21 protein-coding genes are annotated in these 20,450 nt (G+C 60.2%); 10 read left to right on the plus strand and 11 right to left on the minus strand.

Features of this window, described 5'->3' with window-relative positions; translation table 11 throughout:
* Nucleotides 1-34 precede the first annotated feature (34 nt).
* Complete coding sequence (locus BBB56_RS04625; protein ID WP_123799231.1) at nt 35-391, minus strand: YbgS-like family protein; 357 nt, start codon at nt 389-391, stop codon at nt 35-37.
* Nucleotides 392-679: 288 nt separating this feature from the next.
* Here BBB56_RS04625 and aroG point away from each other — a divergent pair, with 288 nt between their 5' ends.
* The gene (aroG, locus tag BBB56_RS04630; RefSeq protein WP_123799233.1) at nt 680-1,732 is read left to right on the plus strand and encodes a 3-deoxy-7-phosphoheptulonate synthase AroG; all 1,053 of its coding nucleotides are present in this window, start codon (nt 680-682) and stop codon (nt 1,730-1,732) included.
* Between the two features lie 215 nt (nt 1,733-1,947).
* Here aroG and gpmA read toward each other — a convergent pair whose 3' ends face one another.
* From gpmA to modE, 6 genes are all read right to left on the minus strand, one after another.
* Nucleotides 1,948-2,700 (minus strand): 2,3-diphosphoglycerate-dependent phosphoglycerate mutase, encoded by a 753-nt coding sequence (gpmA, locus tag BBB56_RS04635; protein WP_103794935.1) that lies wholly within the window; start codon nt 2,698-2,700, stop codon nt 1,948-1,950.
* Between the two features lie 157 nt (nt 2,701-2,857).
* A complete protein-coding gene (gene galM / locus BBB56_RS04640; protein WP_123799235.1) occupies nt 2,858-3,892 on the minus strand; it encodes a galactose-1-epimerase in 1,035 nt (344 codons plus the stop codon).
* Nucleotides 3,886-5,034, minus strand: a complete 1,149-nt coding sequence (galK, locus tag BBB56_RS04645) for a galactokinase (RefSeq protein WP_123799237.1) — start codon at nt 5,032-5,034, stop codon at nt 3,886-3,888. Before galK ends, galM begins: the two co-directional genes overlap by 7 nt.
* Nucleotides 5,034-6,077 (minus strand): galactose-1-phosphate uridylyltransferase, encoded by a 1,044-nt coding sequence (galT, locus tag BBB56_RS04650; RefSeq protein WP_123799239.1) that lies wholly within the window; start codon nt 6,075-6,077, stop codon nt 5,034-5,036. The genes galK and galT overlap by 1 nt, the downstream gene beginning before the upstream one ends.
* Before the next feature lie 299 nt (nt 6,078-6,376).
* Nucleotides 6,377-7,849 (minus strand): molybdate ABC transporter ATP-binding protein ModF, encoded by a 1,473-nt coding sequence (gene modF / locus BBB56_RS04655; protein ID WP_123799241.1) that lies wholly within the window; start codon nt 7,847-7,849, stop codon nt 6,377-6,379.
* Between the two features lie 76 nt (nt 7,850-7,925).
* Nucleotides 7,926-8,708: a molybdenum-dependent transcriptional regulator gene (gene modE, locus BBB56_RS04660; protein ID WP_123799243.1), complete on the minus strand. Its 783-nt coding sequence runs from the start codon at nt 8,706-8,708 to the stop codon at nt 7,926-7,928.
* A 133-nt stretch (nt 8,709-8,841) separates the two neighbouring features.
* On the opposite strand from modE, the gene BBB56_RS04665 reads away from it, so the two are divergent.
* From BBB56_RS04665 to modC, 4 genes are all read left to right on the plus strand, one after another.
* Complete coding sequence (locus BBB56_RS04665) at nt 8,842-8,994, plus strand: AcrZ family multidrug efflux pump-associated protein (RefSeq protein WP_123799245.1); 153 nt, start codon at nt 8,842-8,844, stop codon at nt 8,992-8,994.
* A gap of 134 nt (nt 8,995-9,128) precedes the next feature.
* Complete coding sequence (modA, locus tag BBB56_RS04670) at nt 9,129-9,902, plus strand: molybdate ABC transporter substrate-binding protein (RefSeq protein ID WP_123799247.1); 774 nt, start codon at nt 9,129-9,131, stop codon at nt 9,900-9,902.
* Nucleotides 9,899-10,588 (plus strand): molybdate ABC transporter permease subunit, encoded by a 690-nt coding sequence (gene modB, locus BBB56_RS04675; protein WP_123799249.1) that lies wholly within the window; start codon nt 9,899-9,901, stop codon nt 10,586-10,588. Before modA ends, modB begins: the two co-directional genes overlap by 4 nt.
* Nucleotides 10,588-11,646, plus strand: coding sequence for a molybdenum ABC transporter ATP-binding protein ModC (gene modC, locus BBB56_RS04680; RefSeq protein ID WP_123799251.1), 1,059 nt, complete (start codon nt 10,588-10,590; stop codon nt 11,644-11,646). Before modB ends, modC begins: the two co-directional genes overlap by 1 nt.
* On the opposite strand, the gene BBB56_RS04685 is transcribed toward modC, so the two are convergent.
* Entirely contained in the window at nt 11,647-12,465 is an 819-nt protein-coding gene (locus tag BBB56_RS04685; RefSeq protein ID WP_123799253.1) for a pyridoxal phosphatase, read from the minus strand.
* A gap of 157 nt (nt 12,466-12,622) precedes the next feature.
* Between BBB56_RS04685 and pgl the strand changes: the two genes are divergently transcribed.
* Nucleotides 12,623-13,621 carry a 6-phosphogluconolactonase gene (pgl, locus tag BBB56_RS04690; protein ID WP_123799255.1) on the plus strand — a complete coding sequence of 333 codons (999 nt, stop codon included), beginning with the start codon at nt 12,623-12,625 and terminating at the stop codon, nt 13,619-13,621.
* A 185-nt stretch (nt 13,622-13,806) separates the two neighbouring features.
* Here pgl and BBB56_RS04695 read toward each other — a convergent pair whose 3' ends face one another.
* The gene (locus BBB56_RS04695) at nt 13,807-14,283 is read right to left on the minus strand and encodes a kinase inhibitor (RefSeq protein ID WP_123799257.1); all 477 of its coding nucleotides are present in this window, start codon (nt 14,281-14,283) and stop codon (nt 13,807-13,809) included.
* 87 nt (nt 14,284-14,370) lie between these two features.
* The gene (gene bioA, locus BBB56_RS04700; protein ID WP_123799259.1) at nt 14,371-15,663 is read right to left on the minus strand and encodes an adenosylmethionine--8-amino-7-oxononanoate transaminase; all 1,293 of its coding nucleotides are present in this window, start codon (nt 15,661-15,663) and stop codon (nt 14,371-14,373) included.
* 87 nt (nt 15,664-15,750) lie between these two features.
* Here bioA and bioB point away from each other — a divergent pair, with 87 nt between their 5' ends.
* The 4 genes from bioB to bioD are packed head-to-tail and all read left to right on the plus strand — an operon-like array spanning nt 15,751 to nt 19,325.
* A complete protein-coding gene (gene bioB / locus BBB56_RS04705) occupies nt 15,751-16,782 on the plus strand; it encodes a biotin synthase BioB (protein WP_123799261.1) in 1,032 nt (343 codons plus the stop codon).
* Nucleotides 16,782-17,924, plus strand: coding sequence for an 8-amino-7-oxononanoate synthase (gene bioF / locus BBB56_RS04710; RefSeq protein ID WP_123799263.1), 1,143 nt, complete (start codon nt 16,782-16,784; stop codon nt 17,922-17,924). Before bioB ends, bioF begins: the two co-directional genes overlap by 1 nt.
* Nucleotides 17,905-18,660 (plus strand): malonyl-ACP O-methyltransferase BioC, encoded by a 756-nt coding sequence (bioC, locus tag BBB56_RS04715; protein ID WP_123799265.1) that lies wholly within the window; start codon nt 17,905-17,907, stop codon nt 18,658-18,660. Before bioF ends, bioC begins: the two co-directional genes overlap by 20 nt.
* Nucleotides 18,657-19,325 carry a dethiobiotin synthase gene (gene bioD, locus BBB56_RS04720; protein WP_123799267.1) on the plus strand — a complete coding sequence of 223 codons (669 nt, stop codon included), beginning with the start codon at nt 18,657-18,659 and terminating at the stop codon, nt 19,323-19,325. The genes bioC and bioD overlap by 4 nt, the downstream gene beginning before the upstream one ends.
* Before the next feature lie 3 nt (nt 19,326-19,328).
* Here the strand turns inward: bioD and BBB56_RS04725 are convergent, their stop codons facing one another.
* On the minus strand, nt 19,329-20,051 hold the full coding sequence (locus BBB56_RS04725) for an ABC transporter ATP-binding protein (RefSeq protein WP_123799269.1): 723 nt from the start codon (nt 20,049-20,051) through the stop codon (nt 19,329-19,331).
* Nucleotides 20,052-20,450: the final 399 nt, after the last annotated feature.

A 20,450-nucleotide genomic window follows, 5' to 3' on the forward strand; every position in this document is an offset into this window, starting at 1 on the left:
AAAATAAAGGAGAGCCGAAGCTCTCCAGAAGATATTACTGCGAGGTGCCGTCGGTTTTGCGGTCAACGGTGCCGCCACCCTCTTTGGTTTGCACCTTGCTGTTTATATCCGGGCATTTGCCGTCTTTACACTGACTGTTCTGGTCCATTTCATTGGCGGACATATTGCCGCTGCCCGTGCTGCTGCCGCTAGCCGCAGGATTGGTGTTGGTGTCAGTGTTATTAATTTTGCTGTTATCGACTTTGTTTGGCGGCAGATTCTGTTTTGCGCCGCCGGCCGCCGCACCTGCTTCCGCTGCCTGGTTAGCCGTGCCGTTGTTGTCGGCCATTGCCGCGCCGCTGCCTAATGTCATTGCTGCCGTCAAAAAGATAATTGCAAACTTATTCATCATTATGCTCCTGTAATCAATGATAGCTGCTGTTTTGAACCCGATGGTGCAGTTTGACGCAAAGAGGTTCCGGCGAAATTAAATTTCACCCAGAGGACATCCTGAAGAGGTAAATAATGTAAGCGAAGCATTACTCAGTGCTTACAAGTTAAAAGCCTAGTTGATAACCCTATAAATGCAAATTTCACACATGCATTTAAGACGCGTCCTGATTTTACTCTCCGGACGCAACGGGATAAATTGACCGGGTTGCGCCCGACGCGCGTTGGGCCAGGAATAATGGAATGAGTTATGAATTACCAGAACGATGATTTACGCATTCGGGACATTAAAGAGCTGCTGCCTCCCGTTGCGCTGCTGGAAAAATTTCCCGCCACCGACAATGCTGCGCGCACCGTAGCCAGCGCTCGCCAGGCGATCCATCAGATCCTGCAAGGCGAGGACGATCGCCTGCTGGTGGTGATCGGCCCGTGCTCTATTCACGATCCGCAGGCCGCCAAAGAGTACGCTTCGCGCCTGCTGACGCTGCGCAATGAGCTGAAAGGCGAGCTGGAAGTGGTCATGCGCGTCTATTTTGAAAAGCCGCGCACCACGGTTGGCTGGAAAGGACTGATTAACGATCCCTATATGGACGGCAGCTTTCAGCTCAATGACGGACTGCGCCTGGCGCGCCAGCTGCTGCTGGAGATCAACGACAGCGGCCTGCCGGCAGCGGGTGAGTTTCTCGATATGATTACGCCGCAGTACGTGGCGGATCTGATGAGCTGGGGAGCGATCGGCGCGCGCACCACCGAATCGCAGGTGCACCGCGAGCTGGCGTCTGGTCTCTCCTGTCCGGTCGGCTTCAAAAACGGCACCGACGGCACCATCAAGGTGGCGATCGACGCCATCAATGCCGCCGGCTCTCCACACTGTTTCCTGTCGGTGACCAAGTATGGCCACTCGGCCATTGTTGAAACCAGCGGCAATGCGGACTGCCATATTATTCTGCGCGGCGGCAAAGAGCCGAACTATAGCGCGCATCACGTCAGCGCGGTGAAAGCCGGGCTGGAGAAGGCAGGGCTGCCGCAGCAGGTGATGATCGATTTCAGCCACGCCAACAGCAGCAAGCAGTTCAAAAAACAGATGGAGGTTGCTGGTGACGTGGCCGCGCAGATTTCAGGCGGCGAGCACGGCATTATCGGCGTGATGATCGAAAGCCATCTGGTAGAAGGCAATCAGAGCCTGGAGAGCGGCGAGCCGCTGGTCTATGGCAAGAGCGTCACCGATGCCTGTATCGGCTGGGACGATACCGATAAGGTGCTGCGCCAGCTCGCGGCTGCAGTTAAGCAGCGTCGCGGTTAATTAAGCGTGCCGGAAACGCGGGCGGCGTAAATCAAAGCGCCAGGCGTTATACCGACGGCAGAACGCGCCGCGCCTTTTTAGCCGCGCGGCGCGGGTTATGACCGACGCCGACTCTCTGAAGACGCCGGTCGGGCAGAGCCGCCGCCTTTGCGAGCGATCGACAGCCATAAAAAAGGCCAGACAGCTGTCTGGCCTTTCTGCATTTCAGCGGGCGCTTACTTTGCTTTACCCTGGTTAGCAACGGCTGCGGCTTTCGCTGCGATCTCGTCGGCATCGCCCAGATAGTAGTGTTTGATCGGTTTGAAATTCTCGTCGAACTCATACACCAGCGGCACGCCGGTCGGGATGTTCAGTTCCAGAATTTCGTCTTCGCTCATGTTGTCGAGGTATTTCACCAGCGCGCGCAGCGAGTTGCCGTGGGCGGCGATGATGACTTTCTCACCGCTCTTGATGCGCGGCAGAATGCTCTCGTTCCAGTAAGGAATAACGCGATCGATGGTCAGCGCCAGGCTTTCGGTGGTCGGCAGCTGCTCAGCGCTCAGTTTCGCATAGCGCGGGTCGTGGCCAGGGAAACGCTCATCGCTGCGATCCAGCTCCGGCGGCGTAACCGCGAAGCCGCGACGCCACTGTTTTACCTGGTCGTCGCCGTATTTAGCGGCGGTTTCTGCTTTGTCCAGACCCTGAAGCGCGCCGTAGTGACGCTCGTTCAGACGCCAGGATTTTTCAACCGGCAGCCAGGCCTGATCCAGCTCATCGAGAACATTCCACAGCGTGTGAATGGCGCGTTTCAGCACGGAAGTGTAAGCAAAATCAAAGACGAAACCTTCTTTTTTCAGCAGCTGACCGGCTGCTTTGGCTTCGGTGCGACCTTTATCAGAAAGATCGACGTCATACCATCCGGTAAAGCGGTTTTCCTGGTTCCACTGACTTTCGCCGTGGCGGACCAGAACCAGCTTAGTTACGGCCATAGTTAACTCCTTAACTCTTTGATGTTTCTACGATAATGGAAACCTGTTGCCGCCATCCCGGCGCGTGCGCCCGATGGCACAATGATAGCGCCATACCATAGCGGAAAACGGCGCAGGGTGTAAGCCTGTCGGCGACGCACTGCGCGTTTTTCATTCGCTAGCGCGGCGTAAAGCGGTAGCGCGTCACGGATTCCCAGCGTTCGCCCGGCTGTAACCAGCACGACGGCTGCGGCCACTCAGGATGATTCGGCGAATCGGGTAAAAATTCGCTTTCCAGCGCAATGCCCTGGAAAGCAGTATAGCTTTCCTGTTCGCGCGCGCGCGTTCCGGCCAGATAGTTGCCGGTATAGAACTGTAGCGCAGGCGCGGCGGTCAGCACGGTCAGCTGCAACTGGCCGTCTTCAGACCAGAGGTGCGCGGCAGGCTGGCTGACATCCCCGCCGCTGTTAAGCAGGAAGGCGTGATCGTAGCCTTTCACCGCCTGCTGATCCGCATCTGCCAGAAAATCCTGCGCGACCGTTTTCGCTTCACGAAAATCGAAGCTGGTGTCGGCCACCTCTTTTAATGGCGCACTGGGAATACCGGCGCTATCAACAGGCAGATAGTGTTCGGCCAGCAGTTGTAAGCGATGCTGGCGCGCGTCGCCATGACGCGCGTCAAGATTGAAGTAAGCATGGTTCGTCAGGTTAACCGGGCAGGGTTGATCGACCTCAGCCTGATAGCTGATCGACAGCGTATTATCGTCCTCCAGCGCGTAGCGCACCTGCGCCTGCAAGTTGCCGGGATAACCCTGGTCGCCATCCGGCGAGTCGATACGGTAGACCACGGCGTTGTCGCTCTGGCTGACAATCTGCCAGCGGCGTTTGTCGAAACCCTGTGGCCCGCCGTGCAGCTGATGTTCGCCCTGATTAGCCGCTAACTGCCTGTTTTGCGACGTCAGCGTGGCGTTCGCGATGCGGTTGGCGTAGCGGCCAATGGTCGCGCCGAGATAGGCATCCTGATGCAGATAGTCAGAAGGCGTGGCGCAGCCGAGCAGGGCCTCGCGCACGCTGCCGTCGCGCATGGGCACGCGCGCCGAAAGCCAGGTGGCGCCCCAGTCCATGAACGTCGCGACCATGCCGTTTGCGTTGCGTAACACGGTTATGCGCCACGGCTGGCCGTCAGGCGCATGGGAATTGGCGTCGTTTAGCATTGGCCCGCTCCTTCCGACGCGGTGCAGACGTAGAAGGTCTCTTTAATGCCGGTTTTCGCTTCATACTGCTCGGCAACCACGGCTTTCACCCGATCCACCAGATCAGACGGCATCAGCGCCACCACGCAGCCGCCAAAGCCGCCGCCGGTCATGCGCACGCCGCCGCGCTCGCCGATTTCCGCCTTGACGATGTCGACCAGCGTATCGATCGGCGGAACGGTGATTTCGAAATCATCGCGCATTGAGGCGTGAGATTCGGCCATCAGCTCGCCCATGCGTTGCAGGTCGCCTTTGCTCAGCGCTTCAGCCGCCTCCAGCGTGCGGGCATTTTCCGTCAGCACGTGGCGCACGCGTTTGGCGACCTGCGGGTCCAGCTCATGCTCTACCGCCTTGAACTGGGCAATATCGACGTCACGCAGCGCAGGCTGGGCGAAGAAGCGCGCGCCGGTCTCACACTGTTCGCGGCGGGTATTGTATTCGCTGCCGACCAGGCTGCGACGGAAATTGGAGTTGATAATCACCACCGCGACATCTTTCGGCATAGAGACGGGACGCGTTCCCAGCGTGCGGCAGTCGAGCAGCATAGCGTGATCTTTTTTACCCAGCGCGGAGATCAGCTGGTCCATAATGCCGCAGTTACAGCCGACAAACTGGTTTTCCGCTTCCTGGCCGTTTAGCGCGATAGCGGCGCCGTCAAGCTTAAGGTGGTAAAGCTGCTGAAACACCGTGCCCACCGCGACTTCCAGCGAGGCAGAAGAGCTGAGACCCGCGCCCTGCGGCACGTCGCCGCTGATCACCATATCCACGCCGCCAAAGCTGGCGTCGCGCTGTTGCAGATGTTTCACCACGCCGCGCACATAGTTGGCCCACATCGGCTCTTTAAGGCTGAGAATCGGCTCATCCAGGGAGAAGCTGTCCTGCTGGTTATCGTAATCCACCGCCACGACGCGCACCTGGCGATCGTCGCGCTTCGCGCAGGCGATCACGGTCTGATAGTCAATGGCGCACGGCAGCACGAAGCCGTCGTTGTAGTCGGTGTGTTCGCCAATCAGGTTGACGCGGCCCGGCGCCTGAATGGTATGGGTCGGCGCATAGCCGAAGGTGTCGGTGAAAACCTGCTGCGTGGTGGTTTTTAAGCTCATTATTGTGCCTCGCGGAAATGAATGTCGCTGACGGCGCGCAGACGTTCTGCCGCCTGTTCCGCCGTTAAGTCGCGTTGGGTTTCAGCCAGCATTTCGTAGCCGACCATAAATTTGCGTACCGTTGCCGAGCGCAGCAGCGGCGGGTAGAAGTGCGCGTGCAGCTGCCAGTGTTCGTTCTCTTCGCCGTTAAAGGGCGCGCCGTGCCAGCCCATTGAATAGGGGAAAGAGCACTGGAAGAGGTTGTCATAGCGGCTGGTTAACTGTTTGAGCGCCTTCGCCAGATCCGCGCTCTGGGCTGGCGACAGCTCGTTCAGACGTTTGACCGGGGCTTTTGGCAGCAGCAGCGTCTCAAACGGCCAGGCCGCCCACCAGGGCACCACCGCCAGCCAGTGTTCGGTCTCTACTACGGTGCGGCTGCCGTCGTTCAGCTCGCGCGCAGCGTAGTCCACCAGCATCGGCGAGTGGTGTGCGGCGAACCAGGCGCGCTGATTAGCATCTTCGCGCTGCGCTTCGTTCGGCAAAAAGCTGTTGGCCCAGACCTGGCCATGCGGATGGGGGTTAGAGCAGCCCATCGCCGCGCCTTTGTTTTCAAACACCTGTACCCAGGGATAGTGCTGACCCAGCTCGGCGGTCTGCGCCTGCCAGGTTTTTACCACCTCTTCCAGCGCTGGCAGCGACATCTCCGGCAGGGTTTTACTGTGATCCGGCGAGAAGCAGATAACCCGGCTGGTGCCGCGCGCGCTTTCGCAGCGCATCAGCAAATCACTGCTTTCGGGCGCTTCCGGCGTGTCGGTCATCAGCGCAGCGAAGTCATTCGAGAAAACATAGGTGCCTTTATAGTCAGGATTCTTGTCGCCGGTGACGCGCGTATTGCCCGCGCAGAGAAAACAGTCCGGATCGTGCGCCGGCAGCGTTTCTTGCGATGGGGTTTCCTGCGCGCCTTGCCAGGGACGTTTGGCACGGTGAGGAGAGACAAGGATCCACTGATCGATCAGCGGATTGTAACGGCGATGCGGATGATCGACCGGGTTGAATTTTTCCATGTTGAGTCCTGGTTAACGTCAAAAAGCCAGACAGGCATTGTTAAAAAATAGCACATCAGCGACCGGTAAAGCGTGATCAAGTCTGGATAAATGGAATCGTTTACACAAGCTGAAAATTCTTATTCAAAGGGGTTTTCGGCACAGACTGGTAGCCTGAACGCTAATGTAATGGTAGCGGTTACATAGGCAGGCAGCGGCTAAAGGACGCCGCCATAGGGCGTCCTGGAGATTAGCGCGGGCGTTGCTGCTGATAGTGACAACTGTCTGCTGACAAACGCCGGCTGGCGGCGTTCCGGAGATTAGCGCAGAGATTCCTGCTGATAGTGATAGCCGTCTGCAACCGGCACAAAAGAGAGGCGGTGGGTGATACAGTGCGGGGCGTCTTCAGCGTGGTGTGAAACAAACAGCAGCTGCGTGCGGCCCTCGCCAATCAGAATATCAACGAAGCGGCGGACCAGCTGGCGGTTAATGGGGTCCAGTCCCTGCAAAGGTTCGTCGAGGATCAGCAGCGTCGGGTGCTTCACCAGCGCGCGGGCGATCAGCACCAGCCGCTGCTGGCCCCATGACAGACCGTGGAAGGGGGCATCGGCCAGCGCATTATCCATGCCGAGCAGCGCCAGCCACTGCCGCGCCAGCGCTTTTTGCCGTTCCGACGCCGCCTGATAAAGCCCAATCGAGTCGAAAAAGCCGGAGAGGATCACGGTGCGCACGTTGGCGCTGACGCGATAGTCGAGGTGCAGGCTGCTGCTGACATAGCCGATATGCTGCTTAATGTCCCAGATAGTTTCGCCGCTGCCGCGCTTAATGCCGAACAGGGTTAAATCGTTGCTGTAGCCCTGCGGGTGATCGCCGGTCACCAGGCTCAGCAGAGTTGATTTTCCCGCGCCGTTCGGGCCGACGATCTGCCAGTGTTCGCCTGGGTTAACCTGCCAGTTCAGCCCGTTAATCACCGCTTTGTCGTTGTACGAAACGACGCCGTTGCGCAGCGTCACGCGCGGCGCATGGTCAGCAAGCCGCGGGAGTTGATCGGGGACGTCTGGCTCAGGCAGCGCCATGCCTGCCAGCCGTTCGCTGTGAGCCAGCTGCGCCACCAGCGCTTGCGCCAGAATGGCGTCGCGTGCGCCGACGTGGGTCAGGGTACATTCCGCCAGCACGCCGATCCGCTGAATAAAATCGGGGATGTCGTCAAAGCGATTCAGCACCAGCACCAGCGTGACGCCGGGCTGTTGCAGGCTCGCCAGCGTCTCCGTCAGGCTGGCGCGCGAGGCGACGTCCAGCCCGTCGAAGGGTTCGTCGAGGATCAGCAGATCCGGCTGTTTCATCAGCGCCTGACACAGCAGAACTTTACGCGTCTCGCCGGTGGAGAGGTATTTAAAGCGGCGTTCGAGCAGACCGGTAATGTTGAACTGCGCCGCCAGCGCCTGCGCGCGCGCGACATCCTTAACCTCGTCCTGAATAATCTCCAGCGCGGTGCGGCCAGTGTCGTTTTCGCCTTCGCTGAGCAGATCGGTGTTGTTGCGCTGCCACTCATCCGTCACCAGCTGCTGTAGCTGCTCCAGCGACAGGCGCGTCGGGCGAACGAACCCACTGCGGAAGACGCCTTTTTCCGGCGGCAGCTCGCTGGCCAGCGCCCGCGCCAGGGAGGATTTACCGCTGCCGTTCGCGCCGACAAAGGCCCAGCTCTGGCCGCCTTCCAGCTGTAATTCGTCCAGACTGAGTAACCGGGTAGCGCTAAGACGAAACGTGCCTTGCGAAATTTGCAATGAAGCCATGATGTGTCCCATTTTCTGCATCGTATTACTGAGTTGTAACCACAGCCGCCGATGAAGTCAAATCATGGCGCAGACGTCAGAGCAGGGTGGCGATAATCGCGTGCTCAGCGGCAAAACTGGCCGTCACGCTGTCGCCCGGCTGCAATTTCATCAGCTGGACCTGCTGGCTGGGCAGCGTAGCGCAGAGCACTTCGCCGCTCGGCAGCGTCATCAGCACTTCGCTCATCGCATCGCCTGGCTCAATCTGGCTAATCTCTCCTGCCAGCTGATTATCGGCCTGTGATGGCTCGCGGCTGACCTGAATCCAGGGCGCTTTGATCAGCACCAGCACCTCTTTGCCTGCTTCGAGCTGCAGGCGTTCTGCGCTGCGCTGGGTCAGCGCGACATTCAGCAGCGTTTCGCCGTCGGCCAGCCTCACCTGAAGATGCTGCACCACCTGACGATCGTCATGAGCCAGCACCGTGCCGAACAGCTGATTGCGCGCGCTGGTCTGTAGAGAGAACCGCGCAATCGTCGCCAGCAGGCTGTCGAGCGGCACCGCGTCGTTTTGCAGAGCGTCAAACGCCTTTTGCTGGATCTGCTCCAGCAGATGAAACAGCTGGATAAGTCGCTCACCGTAGCGCGTCAGCTGCGCGCCGCCGCCGCCTTTGCCGCCGGTTGCGCGTTCCACCAGCGTCTCGTCCGCCAGCTGGTTCATCTCATTAATCGCATCCCAGGCGCTTTTATAACTGATGCCCGCCAGCTTCGCGCCCTGGCTGATGGAGCCGGTTTCGCGGATGCGTTGCAGCAGCGCCATACGGCGCGGATCGGCAAACAGCTTTTGCTGAAGCCGAATAGTAAGGGAAAGTTCAGCCTGCATTGTGGCTCTCCAGGAGAAGTGACTGCGTCGATCATAGCGGTGACAGACGTAAAAAGTAAAAGCACGAAAAGGGCAGTGCGTTTTTTTCTTCAGACGTTACAATCACTTTTTTGTTTTGTTGAGTGAGACTTCCATGCTGGAACTGATTAAAAGCCTTGTGGTGGCGGTGATTATGGTGCCGGTGGTGATGGCGATTATGCTGGGCCTGATTTACGGTCTGGGCGAGGTGTTCAACGTCATCTCGAAATTTGGCCGCCGCGAGCACTCCTCACGCTCCAGTCATTGATTCCCCGACGCCCGCCTTTGCGGGCGTTTTTATTTGCTCCCGCTCAACCTTCTCCGTTTTATGCCGATAATTTTATAACGCTCCCCAGACGCGCGCTGTATTATTTTCTATACAACGCATTACAGGAGAAAACCATGTCATTACGATTGACCCGCTGGGGTACGGCTGCTGCGCTGAGCGTGACGCTGGCCGGACAGGCGGTTGCCGCTGAAAAAGTCACGGTATTTGCTGCCGCCTCGCTGACCAACGCGCTTCAGGAGATAGCGGCGCAGTATAAAAAGAAAACCGAGGTTGAGGTGGTGTCGTCATTCGCCTCCTCCTCGACGCTGGCGCGTCAGATTGAGCAGGGCGCGCCTGCCGACATTTTTATCTCTGCGGATCAGCAGTGGATGGATGACGCCGTTGCCAAAAAAAGCATCGATGAGGCCACGCGCGTCACGCTGTTGGGCAACGAACTGGTGCTGGTTGCGCCGCGCGGCGGCGATACAAAGCCCGTGACCCTGAATGAGCAGACCGACTGGAAAAGCCTGCTGAAAGGCGAGCGGCTGGCCGTCGGCGATCCTGACCATGTTCCGGCGGGTATCTATGCGCAGGAAGCCTTGCAAAAGCTCGGCGCCTGGGATGTCGTGTCGCCGGCGCTGGCGCGCGCGAATAACGTTCGCGCCGCGCTGGCGCTGGTAGAGCGCAATGAAACGCCCTATGGCATTGTCTACGCTTCGGACGCGGTCGCCAGCCGCAAGGTACAGGTAGCCGGCACCTTTCCGGAGACCAGTCATAAACCGGTCGAATACCCTGTGGCGATTGTCAAAGCGCATAACAACGCCGCCGTTAAGGCGTTTTATGATTACCTGAAAGGGCCGGAAGCGGCCGCGGTGTTTAAACAGTACGGATTCTCCCCGAAAACATGATACTCAGCGATCCCGAATGGCAGGCGGTGATGCTCAGCCTGAAAGTTTCCAGCATCGCCGTGCTGTTTAGTCTGCCGTTTGGCATTTTTATCGCCTGGATTCTGGTGCGCTGCCGGTTTCCGGGCAAATCTCTGCTCGACAGCATTATTCATCTGCCGCTGGTGCTGCCGCCGGTGGTGGTGGGCTATCTGCTGCTAATTGGTCTGGGACGCCGTGGCCTCATCGGCCAGTATCTTTACGACTGGTTCGGCTTCTCCTTTGCGTTTAGCTGGCGCGGCGCGGCGCTCGCGTCGGCGGTCATCGCCTTTCCGCTGATGGTGCGCGCCATCCGGCTGGCGCTGGAGGCGGTAGATCCGCGGCTGGAGCAGGCGGCGCGCACCCTCGGCGCCGGACGCTGGCGGGTATTCTTTACTGTCACCCTGCCGCTGACGCTGCCCGGCATCATTGTCGGCACCGTACTGGCGTTTGCCCGTTCGCTGGGTGAGTTTGGCGCGACCATTACCTTTGTTTCCAATATCCCGGATGAAACGCGCACGCTGCCGCTGGCGATGTTTACCCTGATTGAAACCCCTGGCGCAGAAGGCGCAGCGGCGCGGCTGTGCGTTATCGCTATCGTGCTGGCGCTGCTCTCTCTGCTGATATCCGAATGGCTGGCGCGCTGGGGCCGCAAGAGGATGGGAGCCTGATGCTGAAACTACATTTTTCGCAGCGGCTGGGCGAACACCAGCTGGATATCGATGCGCAGATCCCGGCGAAGGGCATTACGGCGGTGTTCGGCGTCTCAGGCGCGGGCAAAACCTCGCTGATTAACGCTATCAGCGGGCTGACGCAGCCGCAGCGCGGCACCATCGCGCTCAACGATCGACTGCTGCTTGACGTAGAAAAAGGCATCAGCCTGCCGCCGGAAAAGCGCCGCGTCGGCTATGTGTTTCAGGACGCGCGTCTGTTTCCGCACTATCGCGTGCGCGGCAATCTGCTCTACGGTCTCTCTCCGGCGATGAAAGGACAGTTTGACGCGCTGGTCTCGCTGCTGGGGCTGGAGACGCTGCTGGATCGCTTTCCACTCTCGCTTTCGGGCGGCGAAAAACAGCGCGTCGCTATTGGCCGCGCGCTGCTGAGCGCGCCCGATATTCTGCTGATGGACGAACCGCTGGCGTCGCTCGATCTGCCGCGCAAGCGCGAGCTAATGCCCTATCTGCAAAAGCTGGCAAAACAGATTGATGTTCCGGTGCTGTATGTGACGCATAGCCTGGATGAGATTTTACAGCTGGCGGAGAACGTGCTGGTGCTCGATCGCGGCAGCGTTAAGGCTTTCGGTCCGCTGGAAAAGGTGTGGAGCAGCAGCGCGATGCGTCCCTGGCTGCCGGTCAGTGAACTGACCAGCGTGCTGCGTGTGCAGGTGCTGGAGCATCATCCTGATTATCCGATGAGCGCGCTGGCGCTGGGCGACCAGCATATCTGGGTGAATCGGGTCAATTTTCCGGTTAAAACCTCGCTGCGCATCCGCATCGCCTCGGCAGACGTGTCGCTGGCGCTACAGCCGCCGCAGCACAGCTCGATACGCAATATTTTACCGGCGCAGGTGATGGAGCTGCTTGAGGTGGGCGATCAGACAGAGGTGCGGTTGCGCATTGGCAGCAGCGAACTCTGGGCGCGCATTTCGCCGTGGGCGCGAGACGAACTGGGCATTCGGCCGGATCAGTGGCTGTATGCCCAGATTAAAAGCGTGTCGGTAACGACCTGATTACAGCAGGTGTTGCTCGATCAGCCTGGCGATGCCCGGCTCCAGGTTAGTGCCGATAACCTGCTTCGCGCGCGCCTTGATCGCCTCATCGGCGTTGCCCATAGCCACGCCCAGCCCGACGGCTTCCAGCATGCTGAGATCGTTGTAGTTATCGCCAAAGGCAATCACGTCCTGCATGCTGAGGCCCAGCGAGGCGACCCATTCCGCCAGTCGCTTGCCTTTGCTGTTGCCGCGCTGAGCGATATCGACCTGATCGTGCCATGACCATTCGCACGCCAGCCCCAGCTCGGCCTCCACACGTTCAGCGAACTGTTGCAGTTCGGCGGTGTTTTCATGGGACAGCGCGAACTTCCAGATGGCGTGCGCATCACGCGCCGCCTGCGCCAGACTGGGGACCTGGACAAACAGCGGACGCTGGTGCGGCGGCAGCGACTCCGCCCACTTTAGCGTGCGCGTCACATGCCCCGTCGGCGTCTGATAGAGCATCGCGTCATCTACATAGAGCAAACCGTGAATACCCTGTTCGTCCAGCATCTCAATGACGCGCAGCGCCTGTTCTTTATCCAGCGGGTTGGCGGCCAGCACCTTTTTTGCCTGATAATCATACAAATAAGTGCCGTTACAGCAGATTGCGGGTGTATCCAGCTCCAGCGCCTGATAAAAAGGGTGGATGGCGCAGTGGTGACGGCCAGTTACGATAGCTACCCGGATGCCCGCCTGACGGGCGCGCGTTAGCGCGTCGATAGACTGGGGCAGGATGGTTTTAGTGGGCGTCAGCAGTGTGCCGTCAAGGTCGAGGGCGATTACGCGATAGCTCATGTCTCATTCCGTCTGAAGGGGTAAGAGGCACCGAGTCTACACCTGAGCGCGGTCCTGAGACAAAAAGCAGGGCACAAATGATTCCGGCGCACCATAGCAAAACAGGCTACAGTGAGCCACAGAGATACTACTGACAGGCTGCGAACAAGGAGAATGCATGAAACAAGTCGTTTATACCGCCAGTCCAGAGAGCCAGCAGATCCATGCGTGGCGGTTAGATGAGGATGGCGCGCTTTCACTGTTACAGGTGACGGATGTCTCCGGCCAGGTTCAACCGATGGTGGTCAGCCCGAAGAAAGATTTTCTTTACGTCGGCGTGCGTCCGAACTTCCGCGTGCTGGCGTTTCGCATTGCGGCTGACGGCACCCTGAGCGAAGCGGGCGAAGCGCCGCTGCCGGGCAGTCCTACCCATATTTCTACCGACCGCACGGGCAGCTATCTGTTCTGCGGATCCTATAACGATGCCTGCGTCAGCATCAGCCCCATCGGCGAAGACGGCGTGCCGCAGGCTCCGACTCAGGTGATCCGCGAGCTGGAGGGCTGTCACTCCGCCAATATCGATAACGCCAACCAGACGCTGTTTGTTCCGGCGCTGAAGCAGGATCGCATCTGCCTCTACGCCCTGAACGCCGACGGCACGCTGACGCCGCGCGAACAGGCGCAGGTGACCACGGTAGAGGGCGCCGGTCCGCGCCATATGGTTTTTCATCCCAACGGCAGCTACGCCTACTGTGTTAACGAGCTGGACAGCACCGTTGACGTCTGGGCGCTGGCGAATGCTCACGGCGAGGTCGAGCGCGTTCAGTCGCTGGATATGATGCCGCCAGGCTTCAGCGAAACGCGCTGGGCAGCGGATATTCATCTGACGCCGGATGGCCGCTACCTCTACGCCTGCGATCGCACCAGCAGCACCCTTACCGTCTTTAGCGTCAGCGAGGATGGCGGTTTGCTCACTATCGAAGGTTATCAGCCGACGGAAACGCAGCCGCGCGGTTTCAATATTGATAACAGTGGCCGTTATCTGGTGGCGGCAGGGCAGAAGTCGCATCATATCGAGCTGTACCGCATTGAGGAGCCGCAGGGGCTGCTGACGCCGCTGGCGCGCTATGCCGTAGGCCAGGGACCCATGTGGGTGGTGATCCATCAGCTGGATTAAGCCATCGGCCGGGGCGGGGCTTAATCCTGCTCTGGCTGTTCTGAATGCAGCGTCGTCGCGCTGAGATCAAGAGCGAACCATTCTGGCTTACAGGAAGTCACTGGCCTGAGCGAGGCGGATCTGGCGCAGATCCGTCACTGAGTCTGGCGCAGCGGCACCGCGCGCGGGTGCCGCTTCTCTACCGGTCAGGCATAGTTGACCGTGATGCTGGCGCTCGCCAGCGCGTGGAAATGCACGTTGAACCCCACCATCGCGCCGCTGGCTTCCTCATCCACCTCAAGGGCTTCCACATCCAGCGCATGCACGGTAAAAATGTATCTGTGGCTTTCGCCCTGCGGCGGCGCCGCGCCGCCGTAGCCGGCCTTGCCGAAATCGGTACGGGTCTGTAATGCGCCTGCCGGCAGCATCGCCAGCCCGGAACCCGCGCCTTGCTCCAGCAGCTGGGTGCTGGCGGGAATATTGACCACCACCCAGTGCCACCAGCCGGAACCGGTAGGCGCATCAGGATCGTAACAGGTCACAACAAAACTTTTGGTGCCCTGCGGCGCGTCATCCCACGCCAGATGGGGAGAGATATTATCGCCCTGGTAACCCATACCGTTAAATACCTGGCGCTCCGGCATTTTATCGCCGTCTTTAAAGTCATTGCTGTAAACGCGCATCTTCTCTCCTCGATTGTCAGGATCTGTTCACTACGAACCTATTCCATCTTATCCAAAAAAGCTGTCTGTTCCAGCGCTTAGCGGCGTTCAGACACTAAAATGCGCCTTTTGCGCTAACGCCTCGCCAATGGCCTGAGTGAGTTTGCGCAGCGCTTCCGGCGTAATGATATAGGGCGGCATCAGATAAATCAGACGGCCAAACGGGCGGATCCAGACGCCGCGATCGACAAAAAAGCGCTGTAGCGCAGCCATGTTTACCGGATGATGCGTCTCGACGACGCCGATAGCGCCCAGCACGCGCACATCCGCCACCTGCGGCGCGGCGCGCAGCGGCAGCAGTTCGTCGCGTAGCTGTTGCTCAATACGCGCGACCTGCTGCGGCCAGTGGCCTTCGTTAAGCAGAGAGAGGCTCGCCGTCGCAACGGCGCACGCCAGCGGATTACCCATAAAGGTGGGTCCATGCATAAAGCAGCCTGCCGGACTGTTGCTGATGGTGTCAGCAACGTGGCGCGTGGTAAGGGTCGCCGCCAGCGTCATCATTCCGCCGGTCAGCGCTTTGCCGACGCAAAGAATATCGGGCGTCACCCCGGCATGTTCGCAGGCGAAAAGCTTGCCGGTGCGTCCAAAGCCGGTGGCGATCTCATCGGCGATCAGCAGCACGCCGTAGTGGTCGCAGCATGCGCGCACCCGTTGCAGATAGCGCGGATGGTAAAAACGCATACCGCCCGCGCCCTGCACGATCGGCTCAAGGATCACGGCCGCCAGCCTGGTGTGATGCTGCTCAATCAGGCGCACAAAATCGTCGGCGTCGCTCTCGTCCCAGCAGTCGTCGAAGCCGCACTGCGGCGCGGCGGCGAAGTGATGCTCTGGCAGATAGCCGCGCCACAGGCTGTGCATAGAGTTTTCAGGATCGCATACCGACATGGCCGCAGAGGTGTCGCCATGATAGCCGCGCCTGAGCGTCAGAAATTGCTGACGCGTCTCGCCGCGCCCCAGCCAGTACTGCAACGCCATCTTCATGGCCACTTCCACCGCTACCGAACCGGAATCGGCGAGAAAGACGCACTCCAGCGCGGCAGGCGTCATCGCCACCAGCTGGCGGCAGAGCGCTACCGCTGCGGGATGCGTAATGCCGCCAAACATCACATGCGACATTTGCGCTATTTGATCCTGCATGGCCTGGTTAAGGCGCGGGTGGTTATAGCCGTGGATCGCCGCCCACCAGGAGGACATGCCGTCCACCAGCTCGCGGCCATCCGCCAGTTGCAGCTGCGTTCCGTGCGCCGCGACAACAGGGTAGCAGGGCAGGGGATCGCGCATCGAGGTGTAGGGGTGCCAGATATGGCGGCGGTCAAATTCGGCGTCGTAAGCGGTGAACATCGTTGTTGTAAACCAAAATAAAAAGATTTAGTTTACAAGTATAACCACGTTAACTGTCGGGATGACACCCTTTTTTTGGAGTAAGCAATGGCACAACACTGGACGCTGGCGCAGGCGCAGGCGCTGTTTGATAAACCTTTTCTTGAGCTGATGTTTGAGGCGCAGCAGGTTCACCGGCAGCATTTCGATCCGCGCCAGGTGCAGGTCAGCACCCTGTTGTCGATCAAAACCGGCGCCTGCCCGGAAGACTGCAAATATTGTCCGCAAAGCGCGCGTTACAAAACCGGGCTGGAGTCAGAGCGACTGATGGAGGTGCAGGAGGTGCTGGCATCGGCGCGCAAAGCCAAAGCCGCGGGGTCGAGTCGTTTCTGCATGGGCGCGGCGTGGAAAAACCCCAACGACCGCGATATGCCTTACCTTGAACAGATGGTGCAGGGCGTCAAGGCGCTGGGCATGGAAACCTGTATGACGCTCGGAACGCTGAGCGACGATCAGGCGCAGCGGCTGGCGGGCGCGGGTCTCGATTTCTACAACCATAACCTCGACACCTCGCCGGAATTTTACGGCAATATTATCACCACGCGTTCGTATCAGGAGCGTCTGGATACGCTCGGCAAAGTGCGCGATGCCGGTATCAAAGTCTGCTCCGGCGGTATCGTCGGGCTGGGGGAAACCATCAGCGATCGCGCGGGCCTGCTGGTGCAGCTGGCAAACCTGCCGACGCCTCCAGAGAGCGTTCCGATCAACATGCTGGTGAAAGTGAAGGGGACGCCGCTGGCCGATAATGACGACGTTGAGCCGTTCGACTTTATCCGCACCATCGCCGTGGCGCGCATTATGATGCCAACCTCGCACGTGCGTCTCTCAGCGGGACGTGAGCAGATGAGCGAACAGACCCAGGCGATGTGTTTTATGGCCGGCGCCAACTCTATTTTCTACGGCTGCAAGCTGCTGACCACGCCGAACCCGGAAGAGGATAAGGATCTGCTGCTGTTCCGCAAGCTGGGTCTCAATCCAGAGCATACGCAAACCGCGCATGGCGATAACGAACAGCAGCAGCAGCTGAGTGAGCAGCTGTTTCATGCCGATACCGACCAGTTCTACAACGCGGCGGTGTAATGACGTTCTCGACACGCATGGCGCAGGCGCTGGACGCGCGCCGCGCCGCTGACGGCTGGCGGCAGCGACGGCTGGTGACGCGCAACGATACCCGCACGCTGGAGGTCGACGGGGTCACCTACCGCCACTTCTCCAGTAACGACTACCTCGGCCTGAGCCAGCATCCGGCGGTCATCGCCGGGTGGCGTCAGGGCGCGCCCGGCGCGGGCGCGTCGGGACACGTTACCGGCTACAGCCGCTGTCATGCAGAACTGGAAACGCGGCTGGCTGAATGGCTGGGCTATCCGCGCGCGCTGCTGTTTATTTCTGGTTTTGCGGCCAATCAGGCCGTTGTGCATCTGCTGGCGCAGAAAAACGATCGGCTTATTGCCGATAAACTGGCGCACGCTTCGCTGCTTGACGCCGCCAGCCATACGCCTGCCACCCTGCGTCGCTTTCACCACAATGATGTTATGAGTCTGACGCAGCGGCTGGCGACGCCGTGCGACGGCGGCAGCCTAGTCATCACCGAAGGCATTTTTAGCATGGACGGCGACAGCGCGCCGCTGGCCGCGATAGCGGACGCCACGCGCCGCGCTGACGGCTGGCTGATGGTCGATGATGCGCACGGCATCGGCGTGGTAGGGGAGCAGGGGCGGGGCAGCTGCTGGCAGCAGGGGGTCAGACCCGATCTGCTGGTGGTAACCTTCGGTAAAGCGTTCGGCGTCAGCGGCGCGGCGCTGCTGTGCAGCGAGGCCGCCGCCGACTACTTTCTTCAGTTTTCCCGTCACCTGATCTATTCAACGGCGATGCCCCCTGCGCAGGCAAGCGCGCTGCTGGCGGCGCTGCATGAAGTTCAGCAGGGCGACGCGCTGCGTCAGCGCCTGAACGACAATATTCAGCGTTTTCGCGCCGGCGCCGCGGCTCTGCCCTGGAGGCTGATGCCCTCGCAAAGCGCGATTCAGCCGCTTATCGTTGGCGAGAATGGCGCCGCGTTAGCCCTGTCGCAACGGCTGGCGCAGGCGGGCTGCTGGGTCAGCGCTATACGCCCGCCGACCGTGCCGCCGGGTACGGCGCGATTGCGCATTACCCTGACCGCAGCGCATCAGAAAGAGGATATCGATCGGCTGCTGGAGGCGCTGCATGACGCTGCGGGTGAATAAACAGGCCGTAGCGCGCGCGTTTGGCCGCGCGGCGAGCCACTACGAGCAGCATGCCGAGCTACAGCGCCGCTGCGGCGATGCGCTGCTGGCGCTGGCGCCGCCCGTTTCCGGCGGCGATCTGCTGGACGCCGGCTGCGGTACCGGCTGGTACAGCCATCTCTGGCGGCAGCGCGGCCTGCGCGTCGTGGCGCTCGATCTCTCCCCTCAGATGCTGCGGCAGGCGCGCAGCCGCGACGCGGCAGACAGCTATCTGGCGGGCGATATTGACGCGCTGCCTTTAGCGAGTCGCAGCGTGGATCGGGTGTGGAGCAACCTGGCGGTGCAGTGGAGCAGCGATCTGCGCACCGCTTTGCAGCACTTCGCGCGCGTGCTGCGTCCCGATGGCGTGATGCTGTTTTCGACGCTGCTGGCCGGTTCGTTGCAGGAGGTGCATGACGCCTGGCGGCCGCTGGGCGCGGGCGAGCACGCCAATCGCTTTCTGACCGAGTCGCAGGTGCGCGCGGCCGGCGACGGGCTGAATCTGCGCTTTATTCCCCAGACGCTGGTGATGCATTTCCCCAGCGCGCTCGACGCAATGCGCTCGCTGAAAGGCATCGGGGCGACGCATCTGCATCAGGGCCGTGACGGCGCCCCGGTGACGCGGCAGCGGCTGGCGCAGCTGGAAACGCTGTGGCCGCGCGATGCGCAGGGCTATCGTCTTACCTATCAACTGCTTTATGGAGTCACCCAACGATGAAATGGTTTATTACCGGCACGGACACCGAGGTCGGCAAAACCGTTGCCAGCGGCGCGCTGCTACAGGCGGCGAGCGCCGCAGGCTATCGCACCGCAGGCTATAAGCCGGTCGCCTCTGGCTGTGACGTCACGCCGGAGGGCATTCGCAACAGCGATGCGCTGGCATTGCAGCGCTACAGCAGCCTGACGCTGAGCTATGAACAGGTCAATCCGCTGGCGTTTCTTGAGCCGACCTCGCCGCATATCGCTAGCGCGGAAGAGGGCAGGCCGATCACCTTTGCGGCGCTGACGCAGGGGCTGCGCGCGCTGACGTCGCAGGCGGAATGGGTGCTGGTGGAAGGCGCGGGCGGCTGGTATACGCCGCTGTCGGAAACGCAAACCTATGCCGACTGGGTCGCGCAGGAGCAGTTGCCGGTGATTCTGGTGGTCGGGGTGAAACTGGGCTGCATTAACCATGCCATGCTCACCGCCGATGCGGTGCTGGCGCGCGGCCTGCGGCTGGCTGGCTGGATCGCCAACGACATCGAGCCGCCGGGCAAGCGTCATCAGGCTTATATGGCGACGCTGAAACAGCGCATTCCCGCGCCGTTTCTCGGCGAAATTCCCTGGCTGACGGAGGCGGCGCAGCAGGCGGACTGCGGCCGTTTCCTGACGCTGCCGCGCTAGCCGTCAGCTTACCGTCAGCCATTTGTTGACGGTAACATCGTCCAGCTGGGCCACGCGGCCCTGCGCCACGTTGCGGCCGCGGTGCAGCAGCAGAAAGTAATCGGCGACGCGGCGGATCAGCGAAACGCGCTGCTCCAGCAGTAAAATCGTCAGGCCGTAATCCAGATTCAGGCGACGGATAAGGTTGCCCATCTCCTCTTCCAGCCAGGGCGACATGCCGTCTGTAGGTTCGTCAAGGATCAGCAGTCTGGGACGCAGCACCAGCGCGCGCGCCAGCGCCAGCTGCTGCTGCTGATCGACAGGCAGCTCGCCGCTGCGCTGTAGCCGCAGCGAATAGAGCGCAGGAAAAAGGTCGAACACCATCTCCGGAATCACGTGCGGCTTATCGCTCTGGCCGCTGCCCGCCAGCAGCGCGATCAGCAGGTTATCCTCCACGCTCATCTGCGAGAAGATATGACGGCCTTGCGGCACATAGCCGATGCCCATGCGCGCGCGCTGTTCAGCCGGTTGCAGCAGCAGGTCGCGCGGCGGGGAGCCATCTTCCTGCCAGGTCATGGAGCCGCTGTTAATCGGCAGGCGACCCATTATGCAGTTTACCAGCGTGGTTTTGCCCATCCCAGGACGGCCCAGCACGCCCGTGCAGGTGCCGGGCGGCAGGTCAAGATCCACATCCCACAGAATATGGTTCTGACCGTAGAACTGATTCACCGAACGTAAACTCAGCATCTGACTCTCCTCTTCCAGATTTTGCCTGAATGCTTCCGCTCTTTGACGTCTGGCAAACAAGTCTTCAACGGTGGCGTTATCGCAAATGTCGTCCTGTAAACGGCTTCCAGGATAAACCTGCAATTCCTGGGCCAGATCCAGATTAGGCTTCTGCGCAGGGCAAAAGGGCGGAAAAAACCCATTATTGATGAAAATTGCTTAACAATTGCTGGAAGTAATCAGGCAGCTGCACTTTCACGGTGCCAGTGACTTGACGTTTATGGTGCAAGCGTGCTGCAACAAGGCAGCCCGTTGAATTATGTCTGGTCTTAAAAGCCGGGAGGGCTGGACGAAAATCCAGCGCTGCGCTGAAAAAGCATAGCTAACGGCAGCGTTTCTGACAGGAATTTAAGCGGAAAA

The organism is Candidatus Pantoea deserta (genome assembly GCF_003813865.1).
GTDB lineage: Bacteria > Pseudomonadota > Gammaproteobacteria > Enterobacterales > Enterobacteriaceae > Pantoea > Pantoea deserta.

Bases quoted from the DNA above. Each gene is read 5' to 3' on its own strand.
- gpmA (WP_103794935.1), bottom strand. From the start codon at position 2,700: ATGGCCGTAACTAAGCTGGTTCTGGTCCGCCACGGCGAAAGTCAGTGG.
- BBB56_RS04725 (WP_123799269.1), bottom strand. From the start codon at position 20,051: ATGCTGAGTTTACGTTCGGTGAATCAGTTCTACGGTCAGAACCATATT.
- bioF (WP_123799263.1), top strand. From the start codon at position 16,782: ATGACGTTCTCGACACGCATGGCGCAGGCGCTGGACGCGCGCCGCGCC.
- bioA (WP_123799259.1), bottom strand. From the start codon at position 15,663: ATGTTCACCGCTTACGACGCCGAATTTGACCGCCGCCATATCTGGCAC.
- aroG (WP_123799233.1), top strand. From the start codon at position 680: ATGAATTACCAGAACGATGATTTACGCATTCGGGACATTAAAGAGCTG.
- modA (WP_123799247.1), top strand. From the start codon at position 9,129: ATGTCATTACGATTGACCCGCTGGGGTACGGCTGCTGCGCTGAGCGTG.
- bioB (WP_123799261.1), top strand. From the start codon at position 15,751: ATGGCACAACACTGGACGCTGGCGCAGGCGCAGGCGCTGTTTGATAAA.
- modB (WP_123799249.1), top strand. From the start codon at position 9,899: ATGATACTCAGCGATCCCGAATGGCAGGCGGTGATGCTCAGCCTGAAA.
- bioD (WP_123799267.1), top strand. From the start codon at position 18,657: ATGAAATGGTTTATTACCGGCACGGACACCGAGGTCGGCAAAACCGTT.
- modE (WP_123799243.1), bottom strand. From the start codon at position 8,708: ATGCAGGCTGAACTTTCCCTTACTATTCGGCTTCAGCAAAAGCTGTTT.
- BBB56_RS04625 (WP_123799231.1), bottom strand. From the start codon at position 391: ATGATGAATAAGTTTGCAATTATCTTTTTGACGGCAGCAATGACATTA.
- modC (WP_123799251.1), top strand. From the start codon at position 10,588: ATGCTGAAACTACATTTTTCGCAGCGGCTGGGCGAACACCAGCTGGAT.
- galT (WP_123799239.1), bottom strand. From the start codon at position 6,077: ATGGAAAAATTCAACCCGGTCGATCATCCGCATCGCCGTTACAATCCG.
- BBB56_RS04685 (WP_123799253.1), bottom strand. From the start codon at position 12,465: ATGAGCTATCGCGTAATCGCCCTCGACCTTGACGGCACACTGCTGACG.
- galK (WP_123799237.1), bottom strand. From the start codon at position 5,034: ATGAGCTTAAAAACCACCACGCAGCAGGTTTTCACCGACACCTTCGGC.
- BBB56_RS04665 (WP_123799245.1), top strand. From the start codon at position 8,842: ATGCTGGAACTGATTAAAAGCCTTGTGGTGGCGGTGATTATGGTGCCG.
- galM (WP_123799235.1), bottom strand. From the start codon at position 3,892: ATGCTAAACGACGCCAATTCCCATGCGCCTGACGGCCAGCCGTGGCGC.
- BBB56_RS04695 (WP_123799257.1), bottom strand. From the start codon at position 14,283: ATGCGCGTTTACAGCAATGACTTTAAAGACGGCGATAAAATGCCGGAG.
- bioC (WP_123799265.1), top strand. From the start codon at position 17,905: ATGACGCTGCGGGTGAATAAACAGGCCGTAGCGCGCGCGTTTGGCCGC.
- modF (WP_123799241.1), bottom strand. From the start codon at position 7,849: ATGGCTTCATTGCAAATTTCGCAAGGCACGTTTCGTCTTAGCGCTACC.
- pgl (WP_123799255.1), top strand. From the start codon at position 12,623: ATGAAACAAGTCGTTTATACCGCCAGTCCAGAGAGCCAGCAGATCCAT.